Genomic DNA, 25,709 nt, shown 5'->3' with positions numbered 1-25,709 from the left:
ATCAAGGAAAGTAGTTATGATAGCTAAACTTCTTCAAGCCACGTCGGACCAACCACAAACTGGCAGCAAAACACGTTTTATATCCAAGTACGCCATCTACGTCGTCTTCGTGGCTATGTGTATCGTCATGAGTATCTTGTCTCCGGTGTTCCTCACGGTTGCTAACTTACTCAACGTCATGACACAAATGGCCAGTATCGGTCTACTTGCGTTAGGGGTGACGATCATCATCATCACTCGCGGTATCGATCTCTCTTCAGGTTCCGTTCTGGCGGTTGCGGCCGTCGTATCAGCCAGTACAGCGCAGACCTTGGACTGGAGCATGAGGATGTACCCAAATTTGCCTGAACTGCCTGTCATTGTGCCGATTTTAGTAGCATTAGGTGTGGGCGCGTTCTGTGGCCTGATTAACGGAGCACTCATCGCTTACACCGGTATCCCTCCCTTTATTGCCACCTTGGGGATGATGATCATCGCTCGTGGCGCGGCGCTTCTGTATTCAGATGGCCGCCCTATTAGTAGCCTCATCGATTCCTACCAATGGATTGGACAAGGTACGCTTGGTGGTATTCCTGTGCCAGTGGTGATCTTCCTCGTCATGGCATTGTTTACGTATTTACTTCTTAATTACACCCGGTTTGGAAAATACGCCTATGCCATTGGAGGTAACGAAACAGCGGCATATGTATCAGGAATCAATGTCACTAAGTACAAAATTCTTGTCTATGTCTATGCTGGTTTCCTCGCCGGTATTGCCGCGTTAATCCTGACTGCTCGAATCAACTCAGGGCAACCAGGCCTGGGCAATATGTATGAGCTCGATGCGATTGCTGCGGCGACCGTAGGTGGTGTATCACACGCTGGCGGAATTGGTACGATTCAAGGCACTATCGTGGGCACCATGATCATGGGCGTGTTGCAAAATGGGCTCGACCTACTCAACGTTTCCGCCTACTGGCAACAAGTAGTAAAAGGCTTAGTCATCGTCGTGGCCGTTATCTTTGATATGAAGCGCCAAAAGAAAAGTAAGTAATTAAGTTATGCCGTTCGCTTATTGACTTAATTTTGAAATAACTAAGCTCTTAATCTCGAATTAGGCAGTCTCTTAATCTCGAGGTGAGCAGGATTTTAGTCTAAAAATAACAATCACTTAGCCTAGACATAGCAAGTCCTTAGTCTCGAAATAACTAGGGGCTTAGGCTAGGCATAAATAGAAACGTTCAAAGCAACACTTATTGAAATAGTCGACCACAAAAAAAGATGACGAATGCCGTCAATCGATGGTCAGACAACAGTTGAATGTAGGGGCCTTGAAAGAGGTTTTCCGTGCCACGCAAGCTCACCGCTCTCGTGGCCTTTTTTTTCTAAAAAGAAAGTAATTGGGCATCTTATCCGTGTTACATTTAATGAAATAAATGTTTCATTCTTGCCGACTCTGCTTCACATCATCAATTTGCACGGTAATATAGGAGGCGTTCATCTCCACTCTGCCAAACGTAAAAATTTTAGGATGTTTTTTATGCGTGCTGCGACCAACCTCAATGAACTAGAAAACCAAATTCGCCAACAACACAGTACGTTGAGTAAGCGGCTACAGCAAGTTGCTCACTACGTGCTTGAAAACTCAAACAGTGTGGCGTTTGACACTGTTGCCGTGATTGCGAAAGCGGCGGACGTTCCCCCATCGACACTAATACGTTTTGCTAATGCATTTGGGTTTAGTGGTTTCAATGAACTGAAACAAATATTTCGTCAAAACCTCGTTGAAGAGACCACCAGCTATACTCAACGTACACGTTTAGTGAAAGCACTCAATGATGACCACCCGAGAGAAGAGCCTGAAGACATTTTATACGAGTTCGCGCAAGCCAACGCTGAAGCAATGATGCAATTGGCAAAACTGACCTCGCCAGAAAAGCTCAAGCAGACCGTTGATATCTTAGCGCAAGCCGACAACATCTATTTAATTGGTCTGCGACGCTCTTTTAGCGTGGCGTCTTACCTGACCTACGCGCTACGTCATATTGAATGCCGTGCCTTTCTTATCGATGGTTTAGGCGGGATGTTTGAAGAACAACTTGGCATGGTGGGACCGAATGATGCGGTCGTATCAATCAGCTTTAGTCCGTACGCAACGGAAACGGTCCAGCTTTGTGAAATGGCCTCCAAAATCGGGGCGAAGCAAGTCGTGATTACCGACAATCAAGTCAGTCCGCTTGCGGCCTATAGCGATGTGTGTTTTACCGTAAAAGAAGCCAGTGTCGATGCCTTTCGGTCACAATCTGCGTCTTTATGCTTGGCACAATCCTTGGCGGTATCGCTCGCATTTAAAAAAGGCAGAACCCTCGATTAATCGTGAGTTCTGCCTTTGTCATTAAGCAATGCGTTGTGGGTTATGAGTTATGGACGGTCAGTATTAAGCTCGACTCTATCAAACCAATAAATCAATACACCACTTTCCATCTAAAGCTTAATCGTTTTTCCAGTTCTCATTGACTCTAAAGCCGCCTCTGCGAGGACAAGCGCAAATTCCCCATCCTTGCCGCTACAAAGTGGCATTGCTTCCCCTTCAAGAATCTCTACAAAATGGTTCCACTCATTAATGTAGGCCTGCTCGTAACGCTCTAAGAAAAAGAGTTGCGGCTTTGCACTCACGCAGCCGCTATCTCCCCAGTGCTGCACCAAGTCTTCTTTCATATTACCCGCTTGTAGCAACCCTTTCTCACCATGTAACTCGAGGCGTTGGTCATAACCGTAACCAGAACGGCGGCTATTGGAAATCGTCGCAATGGCGCCCGATGGGAAGTTCATAACAATCACTGCGGTATCAATATCCCCCGCTTCACCAATCGCCTTATCAACCATACAACTGCCATGCGCAGTAATAGATACTGGGTCTTCACCTAAGATAAAACGCGCCATATCAAGGTCATGGATACTCATGTCGCGAAACATACCACCAGACGCTTTTGCATAATGCGCCGGAGGAGGAGACGGGTCACGAGACGTGATCAACAGGGATTCAGCTTTACCAATCACACCCGCACTGAGCTTTGCTTTTAACTGACGAAACTGCGGATCGAATCGGCGATTAAAGCCAACCAGCATTGGCACTGGGTACTGCTCTATCACACCTAAACAATCACGAACTCGGCTCAGCTCTAAATCGATCGGTTTTTCACATAAGATTGTCTTGCCATTTTTTGCCGCTAACTCAATAAAATCCGCGTGCGTGTCCGTTGCAGATCCGATGCATACCCCATGAACATTAGGATCAGCCATCGCTTCTTCTATTGTTTGGATCTTTGCACGATATTGCTGCGCCAGTTTATTCGCGCCCTCTACATACGGGTCTACGATTGAGTACAATGTCGTTTTTGGATGATTGCTGATATTGACCGCATGGACATTACCAATGCGTCCCGCACCAAATAAAGCGATGTTAAACATACTTTTTCCTTGTGATGTAGAGTGTGCTGCATCAACAGCGACTGTGGCAGACCGTCACGCATTTGTGACCTTCCTATTTTTCATTTCACACGACGTATTGCTTGTTTAAACATCAATATGGATTGTCTATGTAAGTGGCTAAAAACAACGAAAAAATGTAGCAACCAAACCGAAATGAAAAAATATTATCACCCAAAATACCTCTAAAAGTGCACCCTTTCCAGAAATAAAGCGCAACAAATCGGTAAATATTGCAATTATCGATGTAACATCACAGAAAGAAAATTTAAAAATGGAAAAAATTTATCAACCAGTAAAGAATAGCATAATCACACTGACACCATGCCAACAGCTCGAGCTGTATGGCAACGAAAAGAGGACGACTTTATGCGCTATGCACTGCACGGAATGTGTTCATTACACAACAATATCGTCAGCGACATTCGCCTAGCGAAAGAAACTGGCTATGACGGCTTAGAAATTCATACCGAGAAATTATGGCGCTACATTAATGCGGGCTTAACAAGCCAAGCTCTTAAAACTCGATTGAATGATGCCCACATTACGCCCTCAGCCATCGATATAATCGGTAGTGTCGAAAGTACGACCAAAGAAGCACAACACCAGCTCTTTAAAGACACCGAGATACTCTGTCAGTTTGCCAAGGACATTGGTGCGCCCACCATTCAATTGAATGCATTTGAAGCGCTAACTGGATTATCGATTGAAGATAACATCAAAATCACGGCTCAAAATATCCGCAACATGACGGATATTGGTAAAGAGCATGGCATTCGCTTTCAGTATGAGGGCGCAGCATGGACCCCCATCGCCACCCTAGAGCAGTACTATCAACTGCACGATGCCGTTAGCCGAGATAACTTTGGTTTTGTTCTCGACACATGGCATTTCTGGGCGTGCCGCGGGGCCACCCCAGAAGACATGGCGAAGATTGATCCATCTCTTATCTACAATGTCCATATATCCGATGGCCACCGCCCGGAAGTCGGCGCACCTTGGGTTGACGAGAAAGAACTTCGAAACTGCTTGTTGGGTGAAGGCGATATTCCGTTGCAAGAATGGACTGCGGCGATTCAAAGCACCGGATATGATGGGTTCTATTCAGGGGAATTTTTAAATGACCAACTGTGGGAAGGTGATCATTACGAAACCGCCACCAGCATGTTAGCAGGTATGAAGCGATTGTTTTCATAACAAATAGATAGCCCCCCAATGCCGGAGTCTACCGGTAACCACGCCCTTTAACCCGTGCCCTAATTAAAATAGGCACGTAGTAAAGGGCAACCGAATACACGGTCGCCCTTCTGTCATTTCGATATTAACTCTCGTCCACGAAGAAGGGCAGCCACTAGTGATTGGTTTGGTTACTAATAGCGATTGGCCTAGCTGCTGATAGGGTCCAGCACAATACGTCATATGACCATAACCTTCTGAAGCATGCTGATAATCTGCCGATAGGTGCTCGGCAAGTCATTTGCCTTGGCCTGATGGAATCGCTGAATCATCTTCTGCGGTAAGCACTGCGGCTAAATCTGCTTTCAGCCAATTATGGACTATCTGCCGCGGATGGTGACGTGTCAAGAATACGGATCACTTTTGCTGGCATACCCCCAACTAACGTGTCGGGCGGGACATCTTTCGTTACCACGGAGCCCGCAGCAATCACCGAGCGAGCACCAACCGTTACCCCCTGACAAATGACCACGTTGCCGCCGATCCATACATCATCTTCCACGATGATCGGTAAACACGTTATTTCCCAATTCCTGCGTCGCTGATGGTCTAAAGGATGTGTTGGCGTATAAAACTGTGTGCTAGGACCAATGAGCACATGGTTACCTATCGTGATTGGCGCATTATCTAACATCGTCACTCCCATATTAATAAAGGTGTCGTGGCCGATTGAGATAGTTTTCCCGTATTCACATAAAAAAGGCGGGCAAACCACGCTGCGCTCACCGACATGAGCAAACAACTGTGCGACATAAGGTTTGGCGGCTTCAAACTGTCGCTGATTGATCTTTTGTAGAAGATCAAACGCCGTATTTCGAAGCGCATCAAACTCTGAACTTTGCGCGTCATAATCCATGCCCAAGCACATCTTTTCAAATTCACTCATCTGCTAACTATGCCTCTTTTGTTGATATCTCATTGTTGCTGATATGCCATTGTTGCTGATATGCCATTGTTGCTGATATGCCATTGTAACGACGGACAAATAAGCGAATGGCATGTATCACTATTCTCATTCATCACGCGTCGATAGTATAAGCAATGCCAATTTAATTGTGTTTCGCTAAGCTATCTTTTGGCGTTTCATCGCGCCTATCCATACCGTAGTCACGTATCACACCTGCCACTCTTAATTTGTAATCTTGAAACACACCACCACGCCCCTGCCTCTGAGCCAATCGATGTGCTTCAAGTTGTCTCCACTGCTGAATCGCCTTTTCGTCACGCCAAAATGATAGCGACAGCACCTTGCCGTCATTCGTTAAGCTTTGAAAACGTTCGACTGATATAAAGCCATCAATTTCTGTCAATAACGGCTTTATCTCGTTGGCAATATCTAAATATTCCTTTGTCTTACCTTCGGCTACTTGAACCTCAAAAATCACGGCAATCACATGTCACTCACTATAAACGTAAAGAAACCATTGTATTGAACGCCAATAATATATTGATGATTCATAGCAAGAAACTAATCATCAATGCACCAGATGGTAACTCGCAAGCCTCTAAGCATCATCATCCGTCAGATGTTAAACATATTTATTCAGCAAATCTCACCTTTATTGCTAGCTATTCTCATTTAAATATGTAAATTATTATCAATATCATTAGTAACAGTGTGGAATATTTATGAATAACATCGCGATTTGGGGTGCCGCTAGTGGGCTTGGGGCAGCTATGGTTGATTACTTTTATAATCAAGGTTTCAATGTCATTGCTATCGCAAGAAACCCAAGTAAGAACGTGACCTTATCTCAGCGCCAGATCACCGCTATTTCTTGCGACGCCACCATCAAAGAGCAAGTGCAAGATACGATTGAGAAGCTACCGGATCACACCGTAAACATCTCCACTATGGGAAGCTTTCACTCTGACAACCCTGTGGACTATATAGGACATCGATATCTAATCGATACTCTAGAAACTAGCTTGTCTAGGCGTTTATTACTGATCACCTCTCTTGGGTGTGGGGATTCTTGGAAATATCTTTCCGACCGAGCCAAGATTGGCTTTGGTAGCGCGGTGCGAGAGAAAACACTGGCTGAAGCCTGGCTTCAAAGCAGCGCACTAGAATATACGATTTTACGACCTGGCGGGTTGAAAGATGGCGCACCGTCTAATCAAGGGCAAATCTCACAAGAGATAGAGGTTCATGGCACGATTTCACGAGGAGAAGTCGCGAGATTAAGCCATGAATTACTCTCTCGCAGTGACGCGGTAGGACAAATCTACCAATGCATTGATCCGAGTTTAGCAAGCTAGCTCTTCAAACTCATGGTGGGGAGTATGCCTTACTCTCTGCCTCAATAGCTCAAATGAATAATTCGTTTCATGTTCATTTATCCCTCTACTTTGGTCTTTTTACACTTGATAATCAAAGACCAAAACATCTTCAAGTAATGGACGAAATACTTGTTTCAATGCCTCGTGCTCTGGATGAGGCAGGTATCGCTGCCTCGCATCTTCGCCTGAAAACGTCATAAAGACAGAATGCGTATACCCTTTATTTTTACCTTCGGGGCTGTCATTCATCCCCCATTCCACTGAAACGACGCCCTCAATTTTGTCGGGCATTGATTCGAATAAACCTTTCAGGTGTTCAATATCAAGTGGCTTAGCGGACTCTTTAAATTTAATCAGCAATAAATGTCTAATCATCTGGCGTAGTCCTGACGGTTGCGTCGGTCTAAATTCATGACACTTTATCCAAGAAGTAAGCCATGATCTCCTCAGTCGTCATTTCTTTGGTTTCGTTAGAAAAACAGTAATAACTCGGACGCACATCGCTAAAATATTGCATATCCATCTCTAACCCTTCTAAATTGGGAAATAGACCGACGGGCATGTTGTATTCACCCGTTTCCTTAAACTTATAAAACAAATGGGTGCCACATTCGGTACAAAAACCACGAGACGCCCAAGCTGATGACTCAAACATTTTGACGTTATCACCGCCGGCAATGTTCACTTGAGTGCCACATTTGACCGCAAAAAAAGGCGCACCACCCCAAGTTCGGCAGGATTGACAATGACAAACCGTAAACTTAGGATTCACCTCTTGCGCTACGATGGTCACTGCCCCGCAAAGACACTGAGTTTCTAAACTAGACATAAATCCTTCCTCTATAGATGACAATGTATCACTTCACGCCCTTTTGCATGTCGCGCCTTGCCATGTAAGCCAACCTGAAGGTACGAAGAAACGTTGTTCAACGTGATTAAGCACTCTTCGGGGCGAACATAATAATAGCCATGCCAATCAAAGCGACTGAACCGCCAACCAAATCCCACGCCGTAGGCTTCTCTCCGTCAACCACCCAGAGCCATAACAATGCGACAGAAATATACACGCCCCCATAGGCGGCATAAACGCGACCAGTGGCGGTAGGATGAAGTGTCAGCAACCAAGCGAAAGCGGCAAGACTCAAAGCAGCCGGTATTAACAGTAATATGCTCTTATCTTGTCTCAGCCATAGATAAGGCAAGTAACAGCCTACTATTTCAGCGATAGCCGTAATAACAAAAAGGCCAACGGTTTTAAGTTCAAGCATGAAATCCCTTAGATAATGGGTATGTGGTTTTATCGCTTTATTGCTTTACTGCTTTACTGCTTTACTGCTTTACTGCTTTGCCAATATACAGGTCTATCGCTTTATCACTGGCGACTCACTAATAAATTAACACCGGATAACGCTAAGAACATGGCACAGCCCTTGTTAAAGCGTTTTGCTATCTCTGGCTTTGAGAACCAATGCCTCAGATATAAACCAAAGGAAGCATAGAGCGTGATGGCCAACATTTCCAAAACTAGAAACATTCCGCCCAAAATGAAAAATTGCTCATTAACATTACCAGAGACGTCAACGAATTGAGGCAAAAAAGCAGTAAAAATCAATATAGCTTTGGGGTTGCCTGCTGCTAAGACAAACTCTTGTTTAGCGAGTCCCACTCGATTTTTGTTACGCTCTATTTCTGTGACAGGGCTAGGTTTAGAACACCATAGATTGAAAGCAATCCACAATAAGTAAATCGCACCCGATAATTTAATCAGAAAAAATAGAGTCTCTGATGTATAGAGAACGACAGCTAACCCTGACGCTGCCAACACTATCATGGCAGCGAATGCGGTTAAGCGCCCCAGTCCAATAGCGCAAGATGGTTCGTATGTACCATTATCTTGACTGTCATTCGCGAAGTTCATAAAACCGTTCGACATTTTTTGTAACCGCGCCCCAATTTGACGCGCCGACACGTTGTTGATGGCGATTGAACGCCGCTTTATCTACGAACTCTTCGTAAACATCAAAACGAGTGGGATCGGTTTGACATTGAATGACATCAAAAACAAGGCAACCGTCTTCTTGAAGCGTGAGCTGTTTATGAATATCAAGTGCTTTGATGACAGCCGAAAGCCCGGTTTTAGGAACAATAATGTATCCCTCGAGTATTATTTTGGACATGTTTCTTCTTACCTGTTTAATGCTGCATTAAATTGCATGAGAAGTGACTGGATACAAAGCAACTGGACGCTATCACCTTGCACCGTCAACACTAAACTTACTGCAACTAAAAATGCGAGACACCGCGAACGAACTTGAATCTCGGTTGACTTTAATGGTTAATGGTTAAACGAGCTCTTGTTCCATAATGCCAAAACAAGTACCAAGATAAACACAAAACCTCGACCTTATTCGCACACTATGTCTACCCATTGTGAGCGCCATGCTTGAGCTTTCATTGGATCAGGCCAAAACTCTTTTTGGTTTCTAATTAAGCCATTTTCAACAGTATGAAACGTTATCGCACGCGCGACTTGGGTACCATCCGTTATCGACACATCCGTTACGACCTCAGTGCCGTTCGATACGATTGAATTAATTTCAAATTGCCAACTACCGGTTGCTGGATAATAACGGTTTATCGCAACAAAATTAGCTCGGCCAATGACAAGCTCCGAAGATTGAGGCCAGTACCCTTCAAAATCGGCACTTAACCACTCGCTCGCTTTTACGAAATCATTGCTTTTCATTGCATCCCAGAATTCGAGAACAATTTCCTGTGAGTTCATATTTCCCTCTATGTCGTTAGCACGCATTAAGATGTAAATAGCACCACCAAACTAAAGTCATTGTGCCATAAACACGCTGTCTGGCCTAAAATGAAGCCAGATAACTGCTTGGAAACTCACCTATAAATGCTTTTAAAGTGGGTTATTGGAAAACGAGTAATCTCCTTAGTTTCAATGGGTGGTTTGTGCATGCTTTAGTCGCTAAACTGTTTAATACGAATACAACAAGGAAAGTCGATATGATTCAGAAAGGCCAAACATTGCCAACAGCATCCCTTAGCGAACTTGCTGATACTGGAATGTTAACCCACAACACCGATGAACTATTTGCAAACAAGCGCGTAGTTCTCTTCGCGGTACCAGGCGCATTCACACCAACGTGTTCAGAGGCACATTTGCCTGGATATGTTGTGTTGGCGGATGAGATTAAAGCAACGGGCATCGATATTATCGCGTGTGTCTCAGTAAACGATGCGTTCGTGATGCAGGCATGGGGCGAGGCACAAAATGCCAATGAGATTATGATGCTGGGTGATGGTGACGCCAGCTTTACCAAGGCTCTCGGTCTTGAGATGGACACTGCCACTTTCGGCGGTATTCGCTCACAAAGGTACGCCATGGTAGTAGATAACGGTGTCGTGACACAGTTAAACGTCGAAGCACCCAAAGAGTTTGAAGCCAGCAAAGCCGAAACTATCTTAGCGACGTTGAAGTAGGTTTAACGCCAACATAGTTCAGACACGCTTTTGGGCATCCCCTCTAGCGTGTCACTTTCTAACCTATCTAAATGAGGTCGCCCCCTTTGTGATAACAAGGGTTTCCAAAAGCGTATGGCTCACCCAAATAGTGAATAGCCACTGACTTAATAGACGCCTTTTAGTTAGGCGGAACAACCAACTTGTCTACAATGTAGCACTCTATATTTGTAGTGGCAGCAATACGTATCCGTTTTGCATCACGATATTCTACGTCATTATCCCACGCCAACGCCGACTCTCGACTTGGGAACTGAATGATCACTTTCATTTGTAAGCATCGACCCGACATTGTTTGACCTTCATTTGTTGCGACTAAAATCTCACCACCATGCTTTGCAACAGTATTGGCCGTGACATGATTTAACCCCGGATTGTATTGCGCATACAGCTCTTCATCCGCAATATCATAATTAACCACATAATAAACCGTCATTATTATCTCCAATCAGCCTGCTATTTGAGTAACAAAGTTCATGTACTGGTTCATATCACCCACAACGGCTTTCTCCATCAACGCCCCTGTTACTTTTGAGTAAGGCTGATTAAAGTGGATATCCCAAACATCCGATTCTTTTCTCCAGTGTTCGTACACTGCTAACGTGTCATCACTGCCATTAACAGTGTACAAATCAAACAACAGATTACCGGCCTCGGTACGAGTGTGTTCAATATGCTCCTCGAATTGAGCCATTAGCGCTTCACGGTGTTCTACTTTTAGTTTGAAAATGAAGAAAATATTAAATTTCTCATCGTCTTTATCTGCTTGCTTCAATGCAACAGGGGCAGGGGCAGTTTCACCAAGGTTCAAAACCATCGCAGGTTCAACCAAAGCTATTTCTGTTAATTTGATGAGTTTTTGAGTGTAGGACTGCTGTAAGTGCGAATCCAAAGCCTCTTGATCTACCCAACGGTCATAAGCAAAAAACAAATTAGCATCTTGGTTATCGACGTAGATTCGCATCTCCACACTACCGGCTTCTTGGCGACTCGCCTGTTGGTTCTCCAATAGCACTTTTTGAAATTCATCTTTATAGTCAGGCTTTACTGTGAACTTTAAAATTTGGTTTATCATGATTTTGCACCCTATCAGGTTTTTAAACTTAATATCAATAACTTAAAATAAAATTAAACCGTTACAATAACTTTACCAACCGTTCGACCAGTTTCAACAGCGGTGTGCGCCAGAGCTAAATCTTTAAACTCAAAAATTTGCGATACGTGCGGTTTTATCGAGTTATTTGCGAGCATTTCAGCAATCTTTGAAGCATCTCCACCGTTAGACTGAACAAGAAGCGGAGTAATCGTTAAATTTGATTCAAACGCGGTTTTTTGCATACTATCTGAAGGTTCTCGAATCGTAATTGAAACGAGTTGCCCACCAGAACGTAGCACTTGCAATGATTTTTCAGCATTTTCTGGGCTCACTGTGTCAAAGACGAAATCAATGTCATGAAGTACTTTTTCAAAGTCTTGCTCACGATAGTCAATGTGTTGGTCTGCACCAAGAGACATCACAAAATCCTTATTGCGAACAGAACTTGTTGAATAAACAACTGCGCCCATTTGTTTGGCCATCTGAACGGCAAAGTGACCTACCCCCCCAGAGCCAGCGTGAATAAGAACGTTATCACCTTGATTGACCCGACCGTTTAATGCCTGATAGGCCGTCATCGCGGCAAGTGTGGTTGCTGCTGCATCGATAAAGTTGATGCCTTCAGGCATTAATGCGAGATGTGATTCAGGAGAGGCAACATACTCCGCATACGCTTTACCATTTCCCGGGAAGTTCACCATGCCAAAGACGTTATCACCAACTTTGAAATTAGTGACGTTTGCTCCTGTCTCAATCACTGTGCCCGCAATGTCCCACCCTAAAATGACTGGACGCTCTTCACCATACAAATCAAGTAACGCTTCTTCTGCATACTTCACTTTGGTATCCGCAGGATTAATGCTGATGGCTCGAGTTTCTACTAGTACTTCATTGTCTTCAATTCTTGGCTGCTCTACATCGTGCAACTGTAGGTTTTCAATGCCGCCTGCTTGATGAGTGATAATTGCTTTCATTGGTTGGTCTCCATTAGTGAACTCGTAAATGAGTATATACATGCTATTATTTGGTATCATCTGGCGATTTAAGGAAATACTATCCTTAATTTCGGGATTAACTAAAAGGCAAATGACGTGAATTTTGATCTAAAAACCTTAGCGTTATTCTTACGGGTTGTAGAAATAGGCAAAATTGGGCGCGCTGGCGAAGACTTTGGGTTGTCAACAACTAATGCCAGTCAAAGAGTCCAACAGTTAGAAGCAGAGCTGGGCGTAAAACTGTTCCACCGCTCAACAAGAACCATCACTTTGACTCATGACGGTGAAATATTTTTACCTCATGCAAGGCGTATTGTTGACGATGTTGAAGAGGTGGCAAATGTCTTCAAAGGTAGTGAAAGCAATGTTCAAGGGCGATTAAAGGTGGCGGTATCTGCTTCATACGGCCGTCACTACATTGTTCCCTTTATCCCTGAGTTACTCGAGTTGTATCCTAATCTTGAATTGGAAATTGATTTTAACGACAAAACCGAGGATTTGATCGAGCATGGTTACGACTTAGCCTTCCGTATCGGTAACTTATCTTCAAGTAACCTATTAGCACGGCGCTTGGCTGACAATCCTATTACGTTAGTCGCTTCACCAAGTTATATTGAAAAATATGGTACGCCCAAAAGCCCCGAAGATTTGCTTAAGCATCGATGTTTACCCTTAGGTCACGCCGTAGATTGGGCGTTTATGGATGTTGATGGGAAAGTCCAAAAGGTATCGGTAGCAAACCCAATCTCTTTAAACTTGGGGGATGCGATCAGTGATCTAGTGGAATCTGGTATGGGGATTGGTATGGCCTCTTACTGGCACGCAGGACCGTCATTAAAATCAGGTCAAGTGGTTCAAATCCTTCCTGATTATAAACTTTTGAATGACACGAAAATTTGGGCAGTACGGCCACCCGGCAGAATTTTACCCGCTAGGGTTAAGGTGTTTTTAGACTTTATTGAAAAAAAAATCATCAATACCAATAAAGTGAGGTACGAGGATTTGCTAATGTAATTTGGCTCTTATCTAGTGCACAACTATGACCATTTTCTGAGACTCATTAAAATGCAAATGAGCGAGAGCCACTCTCCCTTACTCAGAATTGGACTGCGACATCTTAGTTCATCACTCTCTAACCGACCTCAAACTGGGTCGGCGTCCTCATAAAAACTAGATTCACTCAATACGGCGAACGCACTTAAATTTAAAGCCAGTGATAGGAATCAACTCACAACACGCTGCTAACGTTCCTCTTTATCAAGGGGTGACGGTTATTTTGGATTTTTAGGAGCAATAATCTCAAGAACCCTAAATATTGTAGAGAGAAAGCTGATCCAACAGCACTTCTCTGGTGCCTCTGGCATACAGCTATTTTATGCCCGCTAATTCATTAAATCACAACTACATTAGTTCATTGTATTAGAAACAATAACTGGCGTTTAATGCCACATTTGTTTGAGAGCCGCTATATGCATCGATACCAACATCTGAGATTTGTGCCAATGAGGTAGATTCAAACTCCACATCTTTTTGCTTCAACCCTTTGAATACTGTATGAGTTAAACTCATCCGCATAAAAAAACCTGGTGTGATATTGATAAGCATATATGGAGAAGATAGAAGCTGTATGGATGGCGCGTTAAAGCTTACCCAATTATTATTCCCCTGATACCAAAATGACTGATTTACACTGGAGCGGCGCAAGGTAATGATATTTTGGATTCCTACACTAACACCATTCAATGGCGTTCGGGTGTGTATCTCCGAATAACCTTCGAGTTTAAAGCTTTCTTCAAAGTATGTTGTAGCTGGAATCGATGATGCATGTAATGTATCTGAACGTGAATCTACTTCTTCTTTGGCTAAATAAATGCCCGTTGTCAACATATTGGTTGTTTGTTGTTCAATTCCAACTCTATAGTTCTTGTACTTAAGGTGCCCATCAGAATATTCATTATATCCACCATGATTTGGCTGGGTTCCAATATTATTATCAAGACTATACTGACTGATCCAAAGTATATTCTGGTGATTGTCATCACCAATACTTATCGTACCTATTGCCCTAAAGCCACGATAGACAGGTATCGATATACCCACTTCTAGCAACCCAATTTTTGCATCAAGCCCATTGTGGCTTTTAGTATTTTCATTATTAATTAGAAAACTACTTTCATACTCTCTAATCAAGTGGGTTCGTTGTATTTGAGCGGATACTTCAATTTGGTTAAGTGCGAAAGTTTGAGTTGAAATTAACATCAACACGGCTATAAGAATAAAGTTGTACATTTACATCTGGTATTACTAAAATAAATTTCGGCGATAATACCACTACTAATTCTTGTCGGGTAGTTACCCCTTACAAAGGTCGACTGGTATTTCAAAATAATTTGACTTGAATCAGGGTTAGGTTGTGCAAATAAAATTCATACAGACAAAAAATGATAAAAATAAGATTACTACTTGCTGAAGAAGATCCCCTTTTTCAAGGGGATGATGGTTATTTTTGAATTTTGGGAGCAATTATCTCAAGAACCCTAAATCTTGTACTGAGAAATTCGCTAAATTTGGAAAGATATAAGCCATTGCACTATCACTCTTCACTCCCATCCATTTCGCGATTGTCGCACCAATTTGATCAACAGAGGTTGTTGGAATCATTCGCCCTTTATTGAAATCATTTTCTCCATCAAGGATTAGCGATGGCCACTGTCCGTATAACTGTCCACTATTTAACGCGCCCCCCATCACAAGGTGGTTACTGGCCCAACCATGGTCAGTTCCGGTACCATTGCTTGCTAAACGTCGACCAAAATCAGACATTGTCATTGTTGTAACTTTATCATCCAACCCTGACGTTTCCATTGATTGATTGAACGCGGCAAGCGACTGACTCAAAGCGCTCATCAATGCTGCATGGTCATCCAATTGGTTGGCGTGTGTATCAAAGCCACCTAAGCCGACAAAATAGACTTGCTTCTGGTGTCCAAGTTGATCACTCGACTTGATTAGTCTCGCAACCGTATGCAGCTGATGACTTAGCGAAATATCAGGAAAATGCCCTTCCTCCGGCACAGAATCAATCGCTGCTGCTAGCGTATCTCGTATTGAAATCGAATCATCCTTCACACGGTCAAACTCTCGCCCAAACGCTGTCTGCGGAGATAGATTCATCACCCGATCAAAGCTCTTACGACGCTGAACGTTATTGATGGCATTCATTTGAGGCAGTGATGATGCATTAATCAGGTTAGCACTGTGATCGCTGCCATTCAGTAGCTGAGCATACCCGTTAAGACTAAACGTTGGACTAATGGCGTCAGTCTCGCTGCTAAGCACATCCATCAATCGTCCCGCCCAACCTAACGTTGTTGTACTACCAGACCAACCGCGCTGCCATTCGGCTTGTTGGGAATTGTGAGAGAATAAAAAGGGTGGCATCGCGTGCGTTCCATTATCTAATCCCGCTTTTGTTGAAGGCTCTATTAATACACCACTGTTCGCAATGGCGACCATTTTTCCACTGCCAAAAAGATTATGAACATCAACCATTGATGGGTGCAAACCCAATGTCAGATCTGATCCCGTATTCAATGACAAAGGCAATAATGATGCTTGTGGGATGGCAATATCCGGACGAGCAGTCACGTACTCATCATAGTGTGCATTATCATTGGGCACCAACATGTTAAAGCCATCATTACCGCCAAACAGAAACACACAAACGAGGGCTTTGTAATCATTATTTGGCAGCGCATATGCGGAGCCGGTGCCCATCACCGAGACGAGCGGTGTCGAGGCCATGGCCGCTAGCAGTTGACGTCGGGAAATCATGGGGCTAACTCCTCAATATGAAACTCTTGGCTAGTCACGACAATATAGAGTGCATTTCGGACTTTTAAGCTTTGCTGTGTATCGCGAAGGTCTTCTAACCCTTCTAATACGACAGATCTTAGAGGCTCACTCATTCTTTGAGAAAGCAGACGCCTCTCAATCTCATCAATCAATGCCGAGTGGTCATTGGCGATCGCTTCTAAAGACGCGGTATTGATGACAATACGATTCGGGTTATCTTCTCCCTCGTAATCTGTTCGCCCAGTGGCTGCCCAAAGCTGGTTATTGGTGAGAATAAAATTGTTCCAGCTCAAGATCTCAAATTCTGGTGCCACGTCATTCACAGCTGCGATTTCGCCATTTGGGGCGTAATCTGGAGAGAAAAAATTGAACACGCTTGGCGAACCAAGCGGAGACTGCCCATATGACCCAAACGTGCCAATGGAGTTATGGAACCGCCCCGAAGGATCCGCTGATTTCGCCTCTAAAGCACGGAAAAAATTAGTCATCACTATCAAAGGCTCTTTCATCTTAACGGGCGACCGATCGCCGCCGCTAAGGGCTTCGCTATCTGTTAGGAGCCCGCGGATTACCGCTTCAAGATCGCCTCTTACTCCTTCACCATTGTCGGCGAACAACGCACTAACTCGGGCAACATAAGCTGGAGAAGGATTCGACGTCACCAACCTTTGGATAAGATGCTTGCTGATCAATGGAGCCGTATTTGGGTGGTTAAGCAACATATCCATCGCTTGCGCCATATCTTGCTCGGCGGTTTGTCCCTGTGCAAATACCTCGCCCATTACGACCTTTTCTTCGTCATCATGATGCTCCGGATAAGCGACCATAGGCAAGAACCAATTCCCATCTTTAGACCCCCACGATGGCTTGCTCTTCTCGGCGATGTGCCAACCGGTGAATACGCGTGCAAGATTTTCAATATCATTTTGCGAATACGTTGGAATCCGCTGCCCTTGGTCATCAAGCTTCTCTGTGCCATCTGGGTTTAATTCATACAGCCCAATGCTGAACAATTGCATCACTTCACGTGCATAGTTTTCATCAGGGTAGCGATTACTCTCTGGCTTGGCCTTTTGATTCGCCATCATGGACAAGTAATCGCCCATCGCGGCATGAAGCGTCACTGATTCAATCAGATCACGATAATTGCCAAAAGCATGGGTAATGAGCATGTCGTAGTAGTCGGTCATTTCTAAGGCTCGACCATTCAAGCTAGCGCCATACCGTGAAATCACGAAAATTTCACTCAACGCAAACGCGACACGCTGTCGTAATTGATCCGATGCATTCAGGCTAAGGTCCCACCATACAGCCACGCGATCGGATTGGTTGTAGCTGTCTTTCCCTGGTTCCAGTGGATACGCTTTAAGGCGTGTTGAATGCAGGCTTGGGGCCATAGAAAACTGCTTATCTAGCCAACTCTTATAGCCCAAGTTTGTTAATTTCTGATAGGAATCTGGCTGGGGCCCAAATGTCGACCGATAGAGAAGGTCATAACGCTGATCTTGTGTCAGGAAGGTTGGCCCAGGGGTAATAGGAGGTTGAACGTCACCGTTACCCTCTCCGCCACATGCTGAGAGCAGTGAAATACTAAGGAAGCATATACTCAGCTTGAAGCCACTGTGCTTTAACATTGGAAACAACTCAGAAACCTTATTCTGTAAACGATTTTTTCGCACACTAACGAAGATCATCAGTGACAGCAATCTAACCCAATATAAACTGTGCGATGGGTTCACGTTTGCCAGGATCTCGCTTGCCAATAAGTCACGACCAAACTTGAATCATCATCAAACTTCAATGATGCGAATGAATATGTAGATATGAGGCACATCAAGACGCTTATTGAATGAAGCTTTGCCATAATAGGTTTCAGAGCGTTTATACTAAGCTCATGGCCGTTAACACTATGCTTATGACCGTTAACACCATGCTTATGACCGTTAATTCGTAATGTAAGGCCAGTAATACTGGACTTCAAAAATATCTGCCCCTCAACAGCCTACAACGGTGGAACGACGTTCCCTGTCGCCCGATCCCATCGATTTAAGTCTCAAATATCTACCACTGTAAACTCCGAGGTTAGTGGAAATGAGGAAGGCATAAGCAAAGCAAAATCACAACCGCGTCAAGAACACCTCAACCAAAGACCGCATAGTCTCCTACTTTGGCGATCGTCTTTTTCAAGGAAATAACTCGCACCTTAATGCCTGTGTGAGAAAGAGACGGGAGCACAAACATGCCACCGATACCTATGAATATAAACGAATGGTATTCATGCAGGATACAACCCTGCATAAGCGATTCGTTCCATTTATCTTTTGCCTCCACAATGTACACATCAACCCAAGCATCAATTACTGCCTGTCTAACTAAGGAACCTTGCGATGACAAAACCATCAAAACTATTTACGAGCATAACCTCTGCGCTGGCACTGGCCGCAAGTGTTTCAGCCCTGGCTGAAACGCAAGACTTTAGCTCTATGCAGATGCAAGGTATTGAAAAAGTGAACATTCAAGTGGATGTTGAAGGCGCAGCACAACGCTTATCACAAGCAGTTCAATTCCAAACCATCTCTAATCAAGACCGTAGTGATTTTGATGAACAAGCCTTCCGTGACTACCACCAATTTCTTAAAGAATCCTACCCGTTAGTTCATAAAACGCTCAAACGCGAAGAAGTGGGCGACCCACGTCCTTTCAGCTTGATTTACACATGGGAAGGGAAAAACCCATCTCTATCACCTGCCATTTTTATGGCGCACCAAGACGTAGTCCCTATCGCCGAAGAATCTCGCGATGAATGGAAAGAAGCACCATTCTCCGGCGTGATTAAAGACGGTTATATATGGGGTCGTGGCTCTTTAGATGATAAAAACCAACTTCAAGCACTTTTAGAAGCGACTGAAATGAAGTTAAGCGAAGGTTTCCAGCCTGAACGTACCATTTTGTTTGTATTTGGTCACGATGAAGAAGTCGGCGGGCCAGAAGGCGCGAAGCATGCCGCTGATATCATTGAACAGCGCTATGAGAAAATAGCGTTTGTTATGGATGAATCCGCGCCCCTTGTACCGGGTATATTCCCTGGCATTCGTGAAAACACGGCATTAATTGGTATTGCTCAGAAAGGGTTTATCAGTCTAGAGATTGCGATAAAAGGCGTTGGCGGCCATTCCTCACAACCAGGGGAAGAGTCGAATATTGTCGCACTAGCAAAAGCCGTTGAGAAAGTTGAAGCCGCGCAATTCCCTTACAAAATCCACGAGGCGGTGAGATACCAATATCGATATATGGGCCCTGAGCTTCCTGAAGCGCAACAACCACTATACAAAGCCGTGGCCTACGGTGACAACGACACCGTGACAGACTTGGAGAAAAATTTCATTGATGTCATGTCAAAAAACCAAGTCACACGTGCCATGCTGCATACCACCACAGCAGTAACAATGTTCAATGCCGGCATCAAAGATAATGTACTGCCGCCAGCAGCTACCGCGGTGGTGAACTTTAGACCCATGCCAGGTGACACCCCTGAGGTAATCATTGAACATGTTAAAAACGCAATTAATGATGAAAGAATAACCGTTCGTGATATATCAGCCTCAACACCCGCAACCAATGTCGCAGACCCAAGCGGAGAAGGTTACAAAGTGCTAGAAAAAACCATCCGTCAAACGTGGGGGAATGACTTAATTGTATCGCCTTTCTTTGTCATCGGTGGCTCAGACTCTAAACACTTCCAAGCTCGAGAATTCGCTCCAGATGTATATACGATGACGGCAATTCAACTAGAAAGTGTGAAGGAATTTGAAGGCTTTCACGGTGTGAATGAACGAATCTTGGTCAAAGAGTATGGTCGCTCTATTGGGTTTTTCTATCAACTTATGGACAACTTAGAAAGCCTGTAATCTGACGACTCTTTATCACTGCTGTAAGACTATCAAATGGCTAAGGTTTTCTTAGCCATTTGAACATTTGGCTTTTATTCTCATGAGAAAATACTGTTATGAAAAATGCATTGCTGATGGTTATGGCCTGTTGCTTTAGTTTATTTGCACAAGCATCTGAAACACTATCTTGGCAGTCATTACGACCTGCGCAGAATCAATATCAGACCCTTTCACCAGGTAATAAGGCATTACTTTCTGAGATTTATGCTTATGAAATTGCTCAAAAAACTCGCCAGTTAAGTCCAATGGAAAATGACGGATACATTCAACGCGTCGCGTTGGCTGAAAAATTTGGCCTCAACGTATCTGAACTGCTTGAACAACGAACGCAACAAACAACCGATGTTGTTACCGATCTCAACATTAATGATATGCAGCTAGCCGGGTTTTTAGTACCTCTCGAAATGGAAGGGTTAATGGGGACTCAGTTCATTTTGGTACCAACTGCAGGGGCTTGTATTCACACACCTCCCCCGCCAGTCAATCAAACGATTTTAGTCGAATTCCCCAAAGGTCATGAATTACAAAGTTTATACACACCAGTGTGGGTGAAAGGCGATATTAAAACGGAGTCTGTCGGCGCGTCGGTTGCATTGTCTGATGGTAATCAGGAAATTAAAACGGGGTACGTCATTAACGCGTCAGATATTGAGCTCTATCATTAAACAGGGCGACCTGATCAGTCACAACCCAGCTTGTGAAATTAGCGCAGGTGGCCTTTACTTAAGCACCTAACCTTTAAGGCATGATGAATCCAATGAGAAATCCTAACGTGTTGTTGCTATTGTGTTTTGTGAGTTATTTTGCGTTCTCAGTTGAATCCTCCTTTGTTCAGCAACAAGAATTTCTAGACCGAGTAAAGCACGCCGAAATACCGGAGATATCAGAAGAGATGGCACAAAGTATGCGAGATTGCCAAACCACTTACGATAAACAAAAGGTTGATGGTGACATCATTTTGTGTGTTTACCGGCAACAAAAAACATTTATCCAAAGCGAAGCAATGGTACTTGGCGTTGACGTGAGCGATAAGTTTTATGATGACTATGTAGCGGCATTAGCCAACGAAACGAATACAATGATATTGAAAGAAAAATGAACATTGAAGCGTTTGGCTTGATAAGCTTTAAACGTGAACTGGCGCTAAGGGGAAAAGTACAGGTGGCGTCAGTTGAGCTATCTATCAGACAGGCTTGATGGACAAGGCTTACATAAGCAACCTTATCTATTTAACCAGATAGAGTGGCTTCCATTTTTTCGTGCTACCTGCTGCGTTAGATTCGCCGTCGTTCGCCAAATGACACGTTTCGCAGTGCTTCAAATCTCCAGAGCAATGCTGCCCTATCAGCACTTCATCAACAGCGCGAGTTTCAGGCTTGCAGTCAATTTGAATCGCTCTAATAATCTGGCATTGAGTGTCCTCGGGGGAGTCCACTAAGCCAATGATGGAAACCCCCTCACGGCTTGCGATCACGAGTAGTTGTTCTATTGTTCGTCTTAATTCAATGTTCATAACTTAACCCATTGTTCTGGTTGGATTGTTAATTACCATTGAGGTCACGACCTTAATCATTTCCCGCCATTAAAGATGACCATCAAACTTTAGCTAATCATCCACAATTGACAATTATAAAATCAAACTACATGTTACAACAACGTTAATCAACAGTTACTGACAAAGTCATACAATAAAGTCCTAGGGTAGGGTTTTATTCCAAAAACATAGGTTTAATGGTTATCCTCACATCACAAAGACAGGCGAAATAAAACGAACATATATCATTGATTAGCAGTATAAAAACCGATAAATCACCGGCTTTTATAAAAGGGATAAACGTTAAGGCTATTTGATCTCACGACACATTAAGCTAACGGCGAATGTTTGAGCCAAATACATCAAGGAACTTGGTGAGAAGCCCATGACCTCGCCGTTGCTCAATGAAGCGCCTAGTCTGACTGGGGCAGATAGTACACGCTAAAAGGACGAAATAAGAGCTGCCCTTTGTTAATCTCTTTCTATAGAGCACGCCCTATTTCGTACCCTTCCCAAATCGCAGACATAATGGTTCGAGCTTTCTTACTGTCACCAATATTGTAAACCTCTTCTACATCAAGTTTTCCATGCAAAGAGTCGAACAAACTAGAAGCGGACTTATAACCCATAGCAAGAATGATATGATTGGCTTCAATAACTTGCATTGTTGAGGAGGGGTTTTGGCACTCAACAACGACGCCTGTTTCAGTAATTTCCTGCAGCCTTGTCGACGTTTTAATTACCACTGTTTCATTTTCTAACATTTCTCGCAACATCAGATAATTAGCGAAGCAAGTACCATGAGGCCCACCAATGATATCATCATCGGCTTCAATCAAAGTTACTGCTTTCCCTCGCTGAGCCATCCACAAAGCAACTTCTGAACCAACTAACCCACCACCCACTACGACAACACGCAGATCTATAATGCAATCCGGATTCAACAATACTTGTTCCGCGGATAATACGTTCTGGTTTCCGACACCTTTAATATTGTGTGGAATAATAGGCTTTGATCCCGTCGCAAAAATAACACTATCAGGATTTTCTTTCATTATCGCATCAAGCGTAGCTTCAAAATTGAAACGCACATCAACCGCGTGTCTTACCATCTCTCCTTGGTACCAATCTAGAAGTAACTTATCATCATGCTTAAACGGCGGTTGGCTACCAGGGATAACATTTCCCCCAAGTTGTGACGTTCGCTCAAACAAAACAACATTATGACCACGTTGAGATGCGACTCTCGCCACTTCCATTCCACCGACACCACCACCAACGACAACGACCTTCTTACATTTTAGTGCTGGTGAAAGCGAATACTCTTCTTCTCTTCCACACTGAGGGTTGACAGCACATGATACATTTCCAACTTCCGCCATACGGCCTAAGCAACCTTGATGACATGATAAGCATGGTCGAACTTCCTCGTATTTCCCACATCGAATCTTCGAGACAATGTTAGGATCTGCCAATAAAGGACGGCCAAGAGAAATGTTATCTGCAATTTTATTTTTAACTGCACTTGATGCAAGATCAGGGTTATCCATCCGTCCAGCCATGATAACTGGGATATCAACGACTTCACTAACCGCGAGGCAATAGGGCTGGTACATACCAGGACGAAAGTAATTGGGCGGATGGTTCCAGTACCACGCATCATAGGTTCCAACATCAACATTTAGTGCATCACAACCCACCTTTTCGAACAATCGTGCTGCATTCAATCCTTCTTCCAAATCTCGACCTACTTCAGTAGCGTCTTCATCGGGAAGGATACCTCGTCCGTAGCCTTTCATATTACTCTTAACTGAAAATCTGAGCGTAATGGCGAAATGCTCACCACATACTTTTCGAATCCCCTGAATAATCTCAACGGCAAATCGATAACGATTTTCGAAGCTTCCTCCGTATTGATCCGTTCGCTTGTTGAAATACTCAAGTGCAAACTGATCCAATAAATAACCTTCATGTACGGCATGAACCTCAATCCCATCAAACCCTGCTTTTTGCATAATCACTGCTGTTTGAATGAACTGACGGATATAATATTGGACCTCTTGAGTCGTAAGCGCCCTATGGGTAATTGATGGATCAAATCGATTTGCGGCGATGGAAGGGGCAACGGCCTTATCTTTAGGAGTAAATCCCGGTATCATTGAGCGCCCCCACCCTGCCGTAATCTGGCCAATGATCTTAGTTCCATAGCTATGTACTCGTTCGGTAAGCTCTCTGGCACTTCTTATATAAGCGGTAGGATTTAGTGTTGGGCATGGTAATGATGGCATAGGCAAGGGTTCAAGCTCATTTTCTGCCATATGAATACCTGTGATGATTAGTCCAACGCCGCCTTTTGCCCGCGCGACATAATAATCAATTCCTCTTTTATTGTAAGCGCCATTATTATCGACCAAACCCAACGTCCCCATTGGAGCCATTGAATATCTATTTTTCAACGTCATTGAACCAATTTTCATCGACTCAAATAAAACATCATGATTATCTTTCATCCTATAAACCTCATAATACTTGGTAGCAAATTGTTTTTTAATATGGTATTTTAATTCGGTAATCGATAACTATTACTTAAACTTGGCGGCTCATTAACCCAAACCTCATTTGTGAGCAGTCTCCCTGCACCATACTGGTAGAGCTTAATCATATATTCTTTTGAATATATAGATTCATCCTGCCACTCATAATCATTACTTACATGCGCTAATTTATAGTCCATATTATTTTCTTTTGCATAATGATAAATATATTCAACATCACCTATGACTTGATTCCTTAAAATGATAGAGATAGAGCGAGAAGATATATCTAATAACGAGTTTTTTGTCGGATGATATTCAGGCTCAAGCTTTCCATTACGGACAACAAAAATATTTTGTTTACGGTTAGTTTGTAATAATTTATTTCTTACGGTTCTTGGTATCAAAAAAACCTGCCTTGACACGCCACCATCAACATGAATTTCATCGTACGACTCATTATTAATTGTAATATTTATAGTCTTCGCTGGGAATACGCCAGGTATAGCTGCACTTGCTATAACTATGTCTTGAATTAACGCCATTGACTTATCAGTACTAAGTTGTGCGATTCGACCAATATCCCAAATCGCAAGTTTTTCGTTATCAAGGTTAGTTGTCCCTATTAACAAAATTCGTCCATTTGCTCTCTCTATTGCTAAACGTTCAACTAACTCCTTATCAACGGCAGACCTAACTTGGTACTCAAATCCACTCGTATCAATAAAGGCACCTTTAAATAAGGTCGTAACGAACGAGTTTTTCTTAAATAAGGAGTCAATGGACGTATCAGTGTAGTAGTGTTTTAACTCTTGGTCATAGTCACTACCCAAAAATGCATAAATGGCAACGATGGCTCCTGTAGAAACGCCTGTTACAATATCGAATTCAGGTCTATCTCCACGCTCACTCCAAGCATTTAATAATCCAGCAGAAAACGCGCCATTTACGCCTCCTCCTGACAAGGCAAGATGATAGATCTCCTCATTGTCGCCTTTACGACTTAACATGACTTCTATTTCATTGAAAATATTAAAGGACGCATGTTCGTCTTCATCCCAAAATCTCAGATGTTGTTCGTTCAAAGGGCTTAACGTCTCACTGATTTTACTTGCACTTCTATCTTCTATAGAAGTGCAACCCAAAACCATCGGCAATACTAATAAATATAATAATGCTGTTTTTTTTAGCATCATGGATCCAGAATCACTCATCAGC

At 43.5% G+C, this 25,709-nt stretch carries 27 protein-coding genes; 9 read left to right on the top strand and 18 right to left on the bottom strand.

The window, feature by feature from the left end; translation table 11 throughout:
• Positions 1 to 16 precede the first annotated feature (16 nt).
• A complete protein-coding gene (locus tag ACE1OE_RS19550) occupies positions 17 to 1,033 on the top strand; it encodes an ABC transporter permease (RefSeq protein WP_449212026.1) in 1,017 nt (338 codons plus the stop codon).
• A gap of 486 nt (positions 1,034 to 1,519) precedes the next feature.
• Positions 1,520 to 2,353: a MurR/RpiR family transcriptional regulator gene (locus tag ACE1OE_RS19545; protein WP_449212025.1), complete on the top strand. Its 834-nt coding sequence runs from the start codon at positions 1,520 to 1,522 to the stop codon at positions 2,351 to 2,353.
• A gap of 110 nt (positions 2,354 to 2,463) precedes the next feature.
• Here the strand turns inward: ACE1OE_RS19545 and iolG are convergent, their stop codons facing one another.
• On the bottom strand, positions 2,464 to 3,450 hold the full coding sequence (gene iolG, locus ACE1OE_RS19540) for an inositol 2-dehydrogenase (protein ID WP_449212024.1): 987 nt from the start codon (positions 3,448 to 3,450) through the stop codon (positions 2,464 to 2,466).
• A gap of 387 nt (positions 3,451 to 3,837) precedes the next feature.
• Between iolG and ACE1OE_RS19535 the strand changes: the two genes are divergently transcribed.
• Positions 3,838 to 4,665: a sugar phosphate isomerase/epimerase family protein gene (locus tag ACE1OE_RS19535; protein WP_449212023.1), complete on the top strand. Its 828-nt coding sequence runs from the start codon at positions 3,838 to 3,840 to the stop codon at positions 4,663 to 4,665.
• A 352-nt stretch (positions 4,666 to 5,017) separates the two neighbouring features.
• On the opposite strand, the gene ACE1OE_RS19530 is transcribed toward ACE1OE_RS19535, so the two are convergent.
• Together ACE1OE_RS19530 and ACE1OE_RS19525 are read right to left on the bottom strand one after the other, a co-directional pair.
• Complete coding sequence (locus tag ACE1OE_RS19530; RefSeq protein ID WP_449212022.1) at positions 5,018 to 5,590, bottom strand: sugar O-acetyltransferase; 573 nt, start codon at positions 5,588 to 5,590, stop codon at positions 5,018 to 5,020.
• A gap of 163 nt (positions 5,591 to 5,753) precedes the next feature.
• The gene (locus ACE1OE_RS19525; protein ID WP_449212021.1) at positions 5,754 to 6,098 is read right to left on the bottom strand and encodes an antibiotic biosynthesis monooxygenase family protein; all 345 of its coding nucleotides are present in this window, start codon (positions 6,096 to 6,098) and stop codon (positions 5,754 to 5,756) included.
• Between the two features lie 235 nt (positions 6,099 to 6,333).
• On the opposite strand from ACE1OE_RS19525, the gene ACE1OE_RS19520 reads away from it, so the two are divergent.
• Entirely contained in the window at positions 6,334 to 6,966 is a 633-nt protein-coding gene (locus ACE1OE_RS19520) for an SDR family NAD(P)-dependent oxidoreductase (protein ID WP_449212020.1), read from the top strand.
• Positions 6,967 to 7,065: 99 nt separating this feature from the next.
• Here the strand turns inward: ACE1OE_RS19520 and ACE1OE_RS19515 are convergent, their stop codons facing one another.
• The 6 genes from ACE1OE_RS19515 to ACE1OE_RS19490 all read right to left on the bottom strand — a co-directional run bounded on the left by ACE1OE_RS19515 (position 7,066) and on the right by ACE1OE_RS19490 (position 9,772).
• Positions 7,066 to 7,362, bottom strand: coding sequence for a Dabb family protein (locus tag ACE1OE_RS19515; protein ID WP_372061162.1), 297 nt, complete (start codon positions 7,360 to 7,362; stop codon positions 7,066 to 7,068).
• Between the two features lie 34 nt (positions 7,363 to 7,396).
• On the bottom strand, positions 7,397 to 7,816 hold the full coding sequence (locus ACE1OE_RS19510) for a GFA family protein (protein ID WP_449212019.1): 420 nt from the start codon (positions 7,814 to 7,816) through the stop codon (positions 7,397 to 7,399).
• 106 nt (positions 7,817 to 7,922) lie between these two features.
• Complete coding sequence (locus tag ACE1OE_RS19505) at positions 7,923 to 8,255, bottom strand: YnfA family protein (RefSeq protein ID WP_449212018.1); 333 nt, start codon at positions 8,253 to 8,255, stop codon at positions 7,923 to 7,925.
• A 104-nt stretch (positions 8,256 to 8,359) separates the two neighbouring features.
• Positions 8,360 to 8,905, bottom strand: a complete 546-nt coding sequence (locus ACE1OE_RS19500; protein WP_449212077.1) for a LysE family translocator — start codon at positions 8,903 to 8,905, stop codon at positions 8,360 to 8,362.
• Positions 8,889 to 9,164 (bottom strand): putative quinol monooxygenase, encoded by a 276-nt coding sequence (locus ACE1OE_RS19495; RefSeq protein WP_449212017.1) that lies wholly within the window; start codon positions 9,162 to 9,164, stop codon positions 8,889 to 8,891. Before ACE1OE_RS19495 ends, ACE1OE_RS19500 begins: the two co-directional genes overlap by 17 nt.
• Positions 9,165 to 9,391: 227 nt before the next feature.
• The gene (locus tag ACE1OE_RS19490; RefSeq protein ID WP_449212016.1) at positions 9,392 to 9,772 is read right to left on the bottom strand and encodes a nuclear transport factor 2 family protein; all 381 of its coding nucleotides are present in this window, start codon (positions 9,770 to 9,772) and stop codon (positions 9,392 to 9,394) included.
• Positions 9,773 to 10,011: 239 nt separating this feature from the next.
• On the opposite strand from ACE1OE_RS19490, the gene ACE1OE_RS19485 reads away from it, so the two are divergent.
• Complete coding sequence (locus ACE1OE_RS19485) at positions 10,012 to 10,488, top strand: redoxin family protein (RefSeq protein ID WP_449212015.1); 477 nt, start codon at positions 10,012 to 10,014, stop codon at positions 10,486 to 10,488.
• 160 nt (positions 10,489 to 10,648) lie between these two features.
• On the opposite strand, the gene ACE1OE_RS19480 is transcribed toward ACE1OE_RS19485, so the two are convergent.
• Genes ACE1OE_RS19480 through ACE1OE_RS19470 form a run of 3 tightly spaced genes read right to left on the bottom strand, consistent with a single transcriptional unit; the run spans position 10,649 to position 12,597 of the window.
• Positions 10,649 to 10,963 carry a DUF1330 domain-containing protein gene (locus ACE1OE_RS19480; RefSeq protein WP_449212014.1) on the bottom strand — a complete coding sequence of 105 codons (315 nt, stop codon included), beginning with the start codon at positions 10,961 to 10,963 and terminating at the stop codon, positions 10,649 to 10,651.
• Positions 10,964 to 10,975: 12 nt separating this feature from the next.
• Positions 10,976 to 11,602, bottom strand: coding sequence for a putative quinol monooxygenase (locus tag ACE1OE_RS19475; protein ID WP_372061146.1), 627 nt, complete (start codon positions 11,600 to 11,602; stop codon positions 10,976 to 10,978).
• 53 nt (positions 11,603 to 11,655) lie between these two features.
• A complete protein-coding gene (locus ACE1OE_RS19470) occupies positions 11,656 to 12,597 on the bottom strand; it encodes an NADP-dependent oxidoreductase (protein WP_449212013.1) in 942 nt (313 codons plus the stop codon).
• Positions 12,598 to 12,714: 117 nt separating this feature from the next.
• Between ACE1OE_RS19470 and ACE1OE_RS19465 the strand changes: the two genes are divergently transcribed.
• A complete protein-coding gene (locus ACE1OE_RS19465) occupies positions 12,715 to 13,632 on the top strand; it encodes a LysR family transcriptional regulator (RefSeq protein WP_102532884.1) in 918 nt (305 codons plus the stop codon).
• A gap of 405 nt (positions 13,633 to 14,037) precedes the next feature.
• Here the strand turns inward: ACE1OE_RS19465 and ACE1OE_RS19460 are convergent, their stop codons facing one another.
• The 3 genes from ACE1OE_RS19460 to ACE1OE_RS19450 form a co-directional block, all read right to left on the bottom strand.
• Positions 14,038 to 14,877 (bottom strand): hypothetical protein, encoded by an 840-nt coding sequence (locus ACE1OE_RS19460; RefSeq protein WP_449212012.1) that lies wholly within the window; start codon positions 14,875 to 14,877, stop codon positions 14,038 to 14,040.
• A gap of 264 nt (positions 14,878 to 15,141) precedes the next feature.
• Positions 15,142 to 16,452 (bottom strand): DUF1501 domain-containing protein, encoded by a 1,311-nt coding sequence (locus ACE1OE_RS19455; RefSeq protein WP_449212011.1) that lies wholly within the window; start codon positions 16,450 to 16,452, stop codon positions 15,142 to 15,144.
• A complete protein-coding gene (locus tag ACE1OE_RS19450; RefSeq protein WP_449212010.1) occupies positions 16,449 to 18,107 on the bottom strand; it encodes a DUF1800 domain-containing protein in 1,659 nt (552 codons plus the stop codon). The genes ACE1OE_RS19455 and ACE1OE_RS19450 overlap by 4 nt, the downstream gene beginning before the upstream one ends.
• A 753-nt stretch (positions 18,108 to 18,860) precedes the next feature.
• Between ACE1OE_RS19450 and ACE1OE_RS19445 the strand changes: the two genes are divergently transcribed.
• The 3 genes from ACE1OE_RS19445 (at position 18,861) to ACE1OE_RS19435 (ending at position 21,522) form a co-directional block, all read left to right on the top strand.
• Positions 18,861 to 20,381 carry a M20 family peptidase gene (locus ACE1OE_RS19445; protein WP_449212009.1) on the top strand — a complete coding sequence of 507 codons (1,521 nt, stop codon included), beginning with the start codon at positions 18,861 to 18,863 and terminating at the stop codon, positions 20,379 to 20,381.
• Positions 20,382 to 20,479: 98 nt separating this feature from the next.
• A complete protein-coding gene (locus tag ACE1OE_RS19440; RefSeq protein WP_449212008.1) occupies positions 20,480 to 21,088 on the top strand; it encodes a DUF3299 domain-containing protein in 609 nt (202 codons plus the stop codon).
• A gap of 92 nt (positions 21,089 to 21,180) precedes the next feature.
• Positions 21,181 to 21,522: a hypothetical protein gene (locus ACE1OE_RS19435; RefSeq protein WP_449212007.1), complete on the top strand. Its 342-nt coding sequence runs from the start codon at positions 21,181 to 21,183 to the stop codon at positions 21,520 to 21,522.
• 126 nt (positions 21,523 to 21,648) lie between these two features.
• Here the strand turns inward: ACE1OE_RS19435 and ACE1OE_RS19430 are convergent, their stop codons facing one another.
• The 3 genes from ACE1OE_RS19430 to ACE1OE_RS19420 form a co-directional block, all read right to left on the bottom strand.
• Positions 21,649 to 21,936: a hypothetical protein gene (locus ACE1OE_RS19430; protein WP_102532890.1), complete on the bottom strand. Its 288-nt coding sequence runs from the start codon at positions 21,934 to 21,936 to the stop codon at positions 21,649 to 21,651.
• Positions 21,937 to 22,439: 503 nt separating this feature from the next.
• Entirely contained in the window at positions 22,440 to 24,467 is a 2,028-nt protein-coding gene (locus ACE1OE_RS19425; protein ID WP_449212006.1) for an oxidoreductase, read from the bottom strand.
• A gap of 50 nt (positions 24,468 to 24,517) precedes the next feature.
• On the bottom strand, positions 24,518 to 25,705 hold the full coding sequence (locus ACE1OE_RS19420; protein ID WP_449212005.1) for a patatin-like phospholipase family protein: 1,188 nt from the start codon (positions 25,703 to 25,705) through the stop codon (positions 24,518 to 24,520).
• Positions 25,706 to 25,709: the final 4 nt, after the last annotated feature.

Source organism: Vibrio sp. E150_011 (assembly GCF_053544015.1).
The sequence above is the reverse complement of the archived record's forward strand: the minus strand, read 5'-3'. Positions and strand labels throughout refer to the sequence as shown.

What these genes read in the sequence shown, in the direction of transcription:
- ACE1OE_RS19510 (WP_449212019.1), bottom strand. Translation starts at nt 7,816, where the DNA reads ATGTCTAGTTTAGAAACTCAGTGTCTTTGCGGGGCAGTGACCATCGTA.
- ACE1OE_RS19515 (WP_372061162.1), bottom strand. Translation starts at nt 7,362, where the DNA reads ATGATTAGACATTTATTGCTGATTAAATTTAAAGAGTCCGCTAAGCCA.
- ACE1OE_RS19420 (WP_449212005.1), bottom strand. Translation starts at nt 25,705, where the DNA reads ATGAGTGATTCTGGATCCATGATGCTAAAAAAAACAGCATTATTATAT.
- ACE1OE_RS19480 (WP_449212014.1), bottom strand. Translation starts at nt 10,963, where the DNA reads ATGACGGTTTATTATGTGGTTAATTATGATATTGCGGATGAAGAGCTG.
- iolG (WP_449212024.1), bottom strand. Translation starts at nt 3,450, where the DNA reads ATGTTTAACATCGCTTTATTTGGTGCGGGACGCATTGGTAATGTCCAT.
- ACE1OE_RS19460 (WP_449212012.1), bottom strand. Translation starts at nt 14,877, where the DNA reads ATGTTAATTTCAACTCAAACTTTCGCACTTAACCAAATTGAAGTATCC.
- ACE1OE_RS19530 (WP_449212022.1), bottom strand. Translation starts at nt 5,590, where the DNA reads ATGAGTGAATTTGAAAAGATGTGCTTGGGCATGGATTATGACGCGCAA.
- ACE1OE_RS19500 (WP_449212077.1), bottom strand. Translation starts at nt 8,905, where the DNA reads ATGAACTTCGCGAATGACAGTCAAGATAATGGTACATACGAACCATCT.
- ACE1OE_RS19440 (WP_449212008.1), top strand. Translation starts at nt 20,480, where the DNA reads ATGAAAAATGCATTGCTGATGGTTATGGCCTGTTGCTTTAGTTTATTT.
- ACE1OE_RS19495 (WP_449212017.1), bottom strand. Translation starts at nt 9,164, where the DNA reads ATGTCCAAAATAATACTCGAGGGATACATTATTGTTCCTAAAACCGGG.
- ACE1OE_RS19435 (WP_449212007.1), top strand. Translation starts at nt 21,181, where the DNA reads ATGAGAAATCCTAACGTGTTGTTGCTATTGTGTTTTGTGAGTTATTTT.
- ACE1OE_RS19470 (WP_449212013.1), bottom strand. Translation starts at nt 12,597, where the DNA reads ATGAAAGCAATTATCACTCATCAAGCAGGCGGCATTGAAAACCTACAG.
- ACE1OE_RS19520 (WP_449212020.1), top strand. Translation starts at nt 6,334, where the DNA reads ATGAATAACATCGCGATTTGGGGTGCCGCTAGTGGGCTTGGGGCAGCT.
- ACE1OE_RS19425 (WP_449212006.1), bottom strand. Translation starts at nt 24,467, where the DNA reads ATGAAAGATAATCATGATGTTTTATTTGAGTCGATGAAAATTGGTTCA.
- ACE1OE_RS19535 (WP_449212023.1), top strand. Translation starts at nt 3,838, where the DNA reads ATGCGCTATGCACTGCACGGAATGTGTTCATTACACAACAATATCGTC.
- ACE1OE_RS19505 (WP_449212018.1), bottom strand. Translation starts at nt 8,255, where the DNA reads ATGCTTGAACTTAAAACCGTTGGCCTTTTTGTTATTACGGCTATCGCT.
- ACE1OE_RS19445 (WP_449212009.1), top strand. Translation starts at nt 18,861, where the DNA reads ATGACAAAACCATCAAAACTATTTACGAGCATAACCTCTGCGCTGGCA.
- ACE1OE_RS19475 (WP_372061146.1), bottom strand. Translation starts at nt 11,602, where the DNA reads ATGATAAACCAAATTTTAAAGTTCACAGTAAAGCCTGACTATAAAGAT.
- ACE1OE_RS19490 (WP_449212016.1), bottom strand. Translation starts at nt 9,772, where the DNA reads ATGAACTCACAGGAAATTGTTCTCGAATTCTGGGATGCAATGAAAAGC.
- ACE1OE_RS19485 (WP_449212015.1), top strand. Translation starts at nt 10,012, where the DNA reads ATGATTCAGAAAGGCCAAACATTGCCAACAGCATCCCTTAGCGAACTT.
- ACE1OE_RS19430 (WP_102532890.1), bottom strand. Translation starts at nt 21,936, where the DNA reads ATGAACATTGAATTAAGACGAACAATAGAACAACTACTCGTGATCGCA.
- ACE1OE_RS19455 (WP_449212011.1), bottom strand. Translation starts at nt 16,452, where the DNA reads ATGATTTCCCGACGTCAACTGCTAGCGGCCATGGCCTCGACACCGCTC.
- ACE1OE_RS19450 (WP_449212010.1), bottom strand. Translation starts at nt 18,107, where the DNA reads ATGTTAAAGCACAGTGGCTTCAAGCTGAGTATATGCTTCCTTAGTATT.
- ACE1OE_RS19545 (WP_449212025.1), top strand. Translation starts at nt 1,520, where the DNA reads ATGCGTGCTGCGACCAACCTCAATGAACTAGAAAACCAAATTCGCCAA.
- ACE1OE_RS19550 (WP_449212026.1), top strand. Translation starts at nt 17, where the DNA reads ATGATAGCTAAACTTCTTCAAGCCACGTCGGACCAACCACAAACTGGC.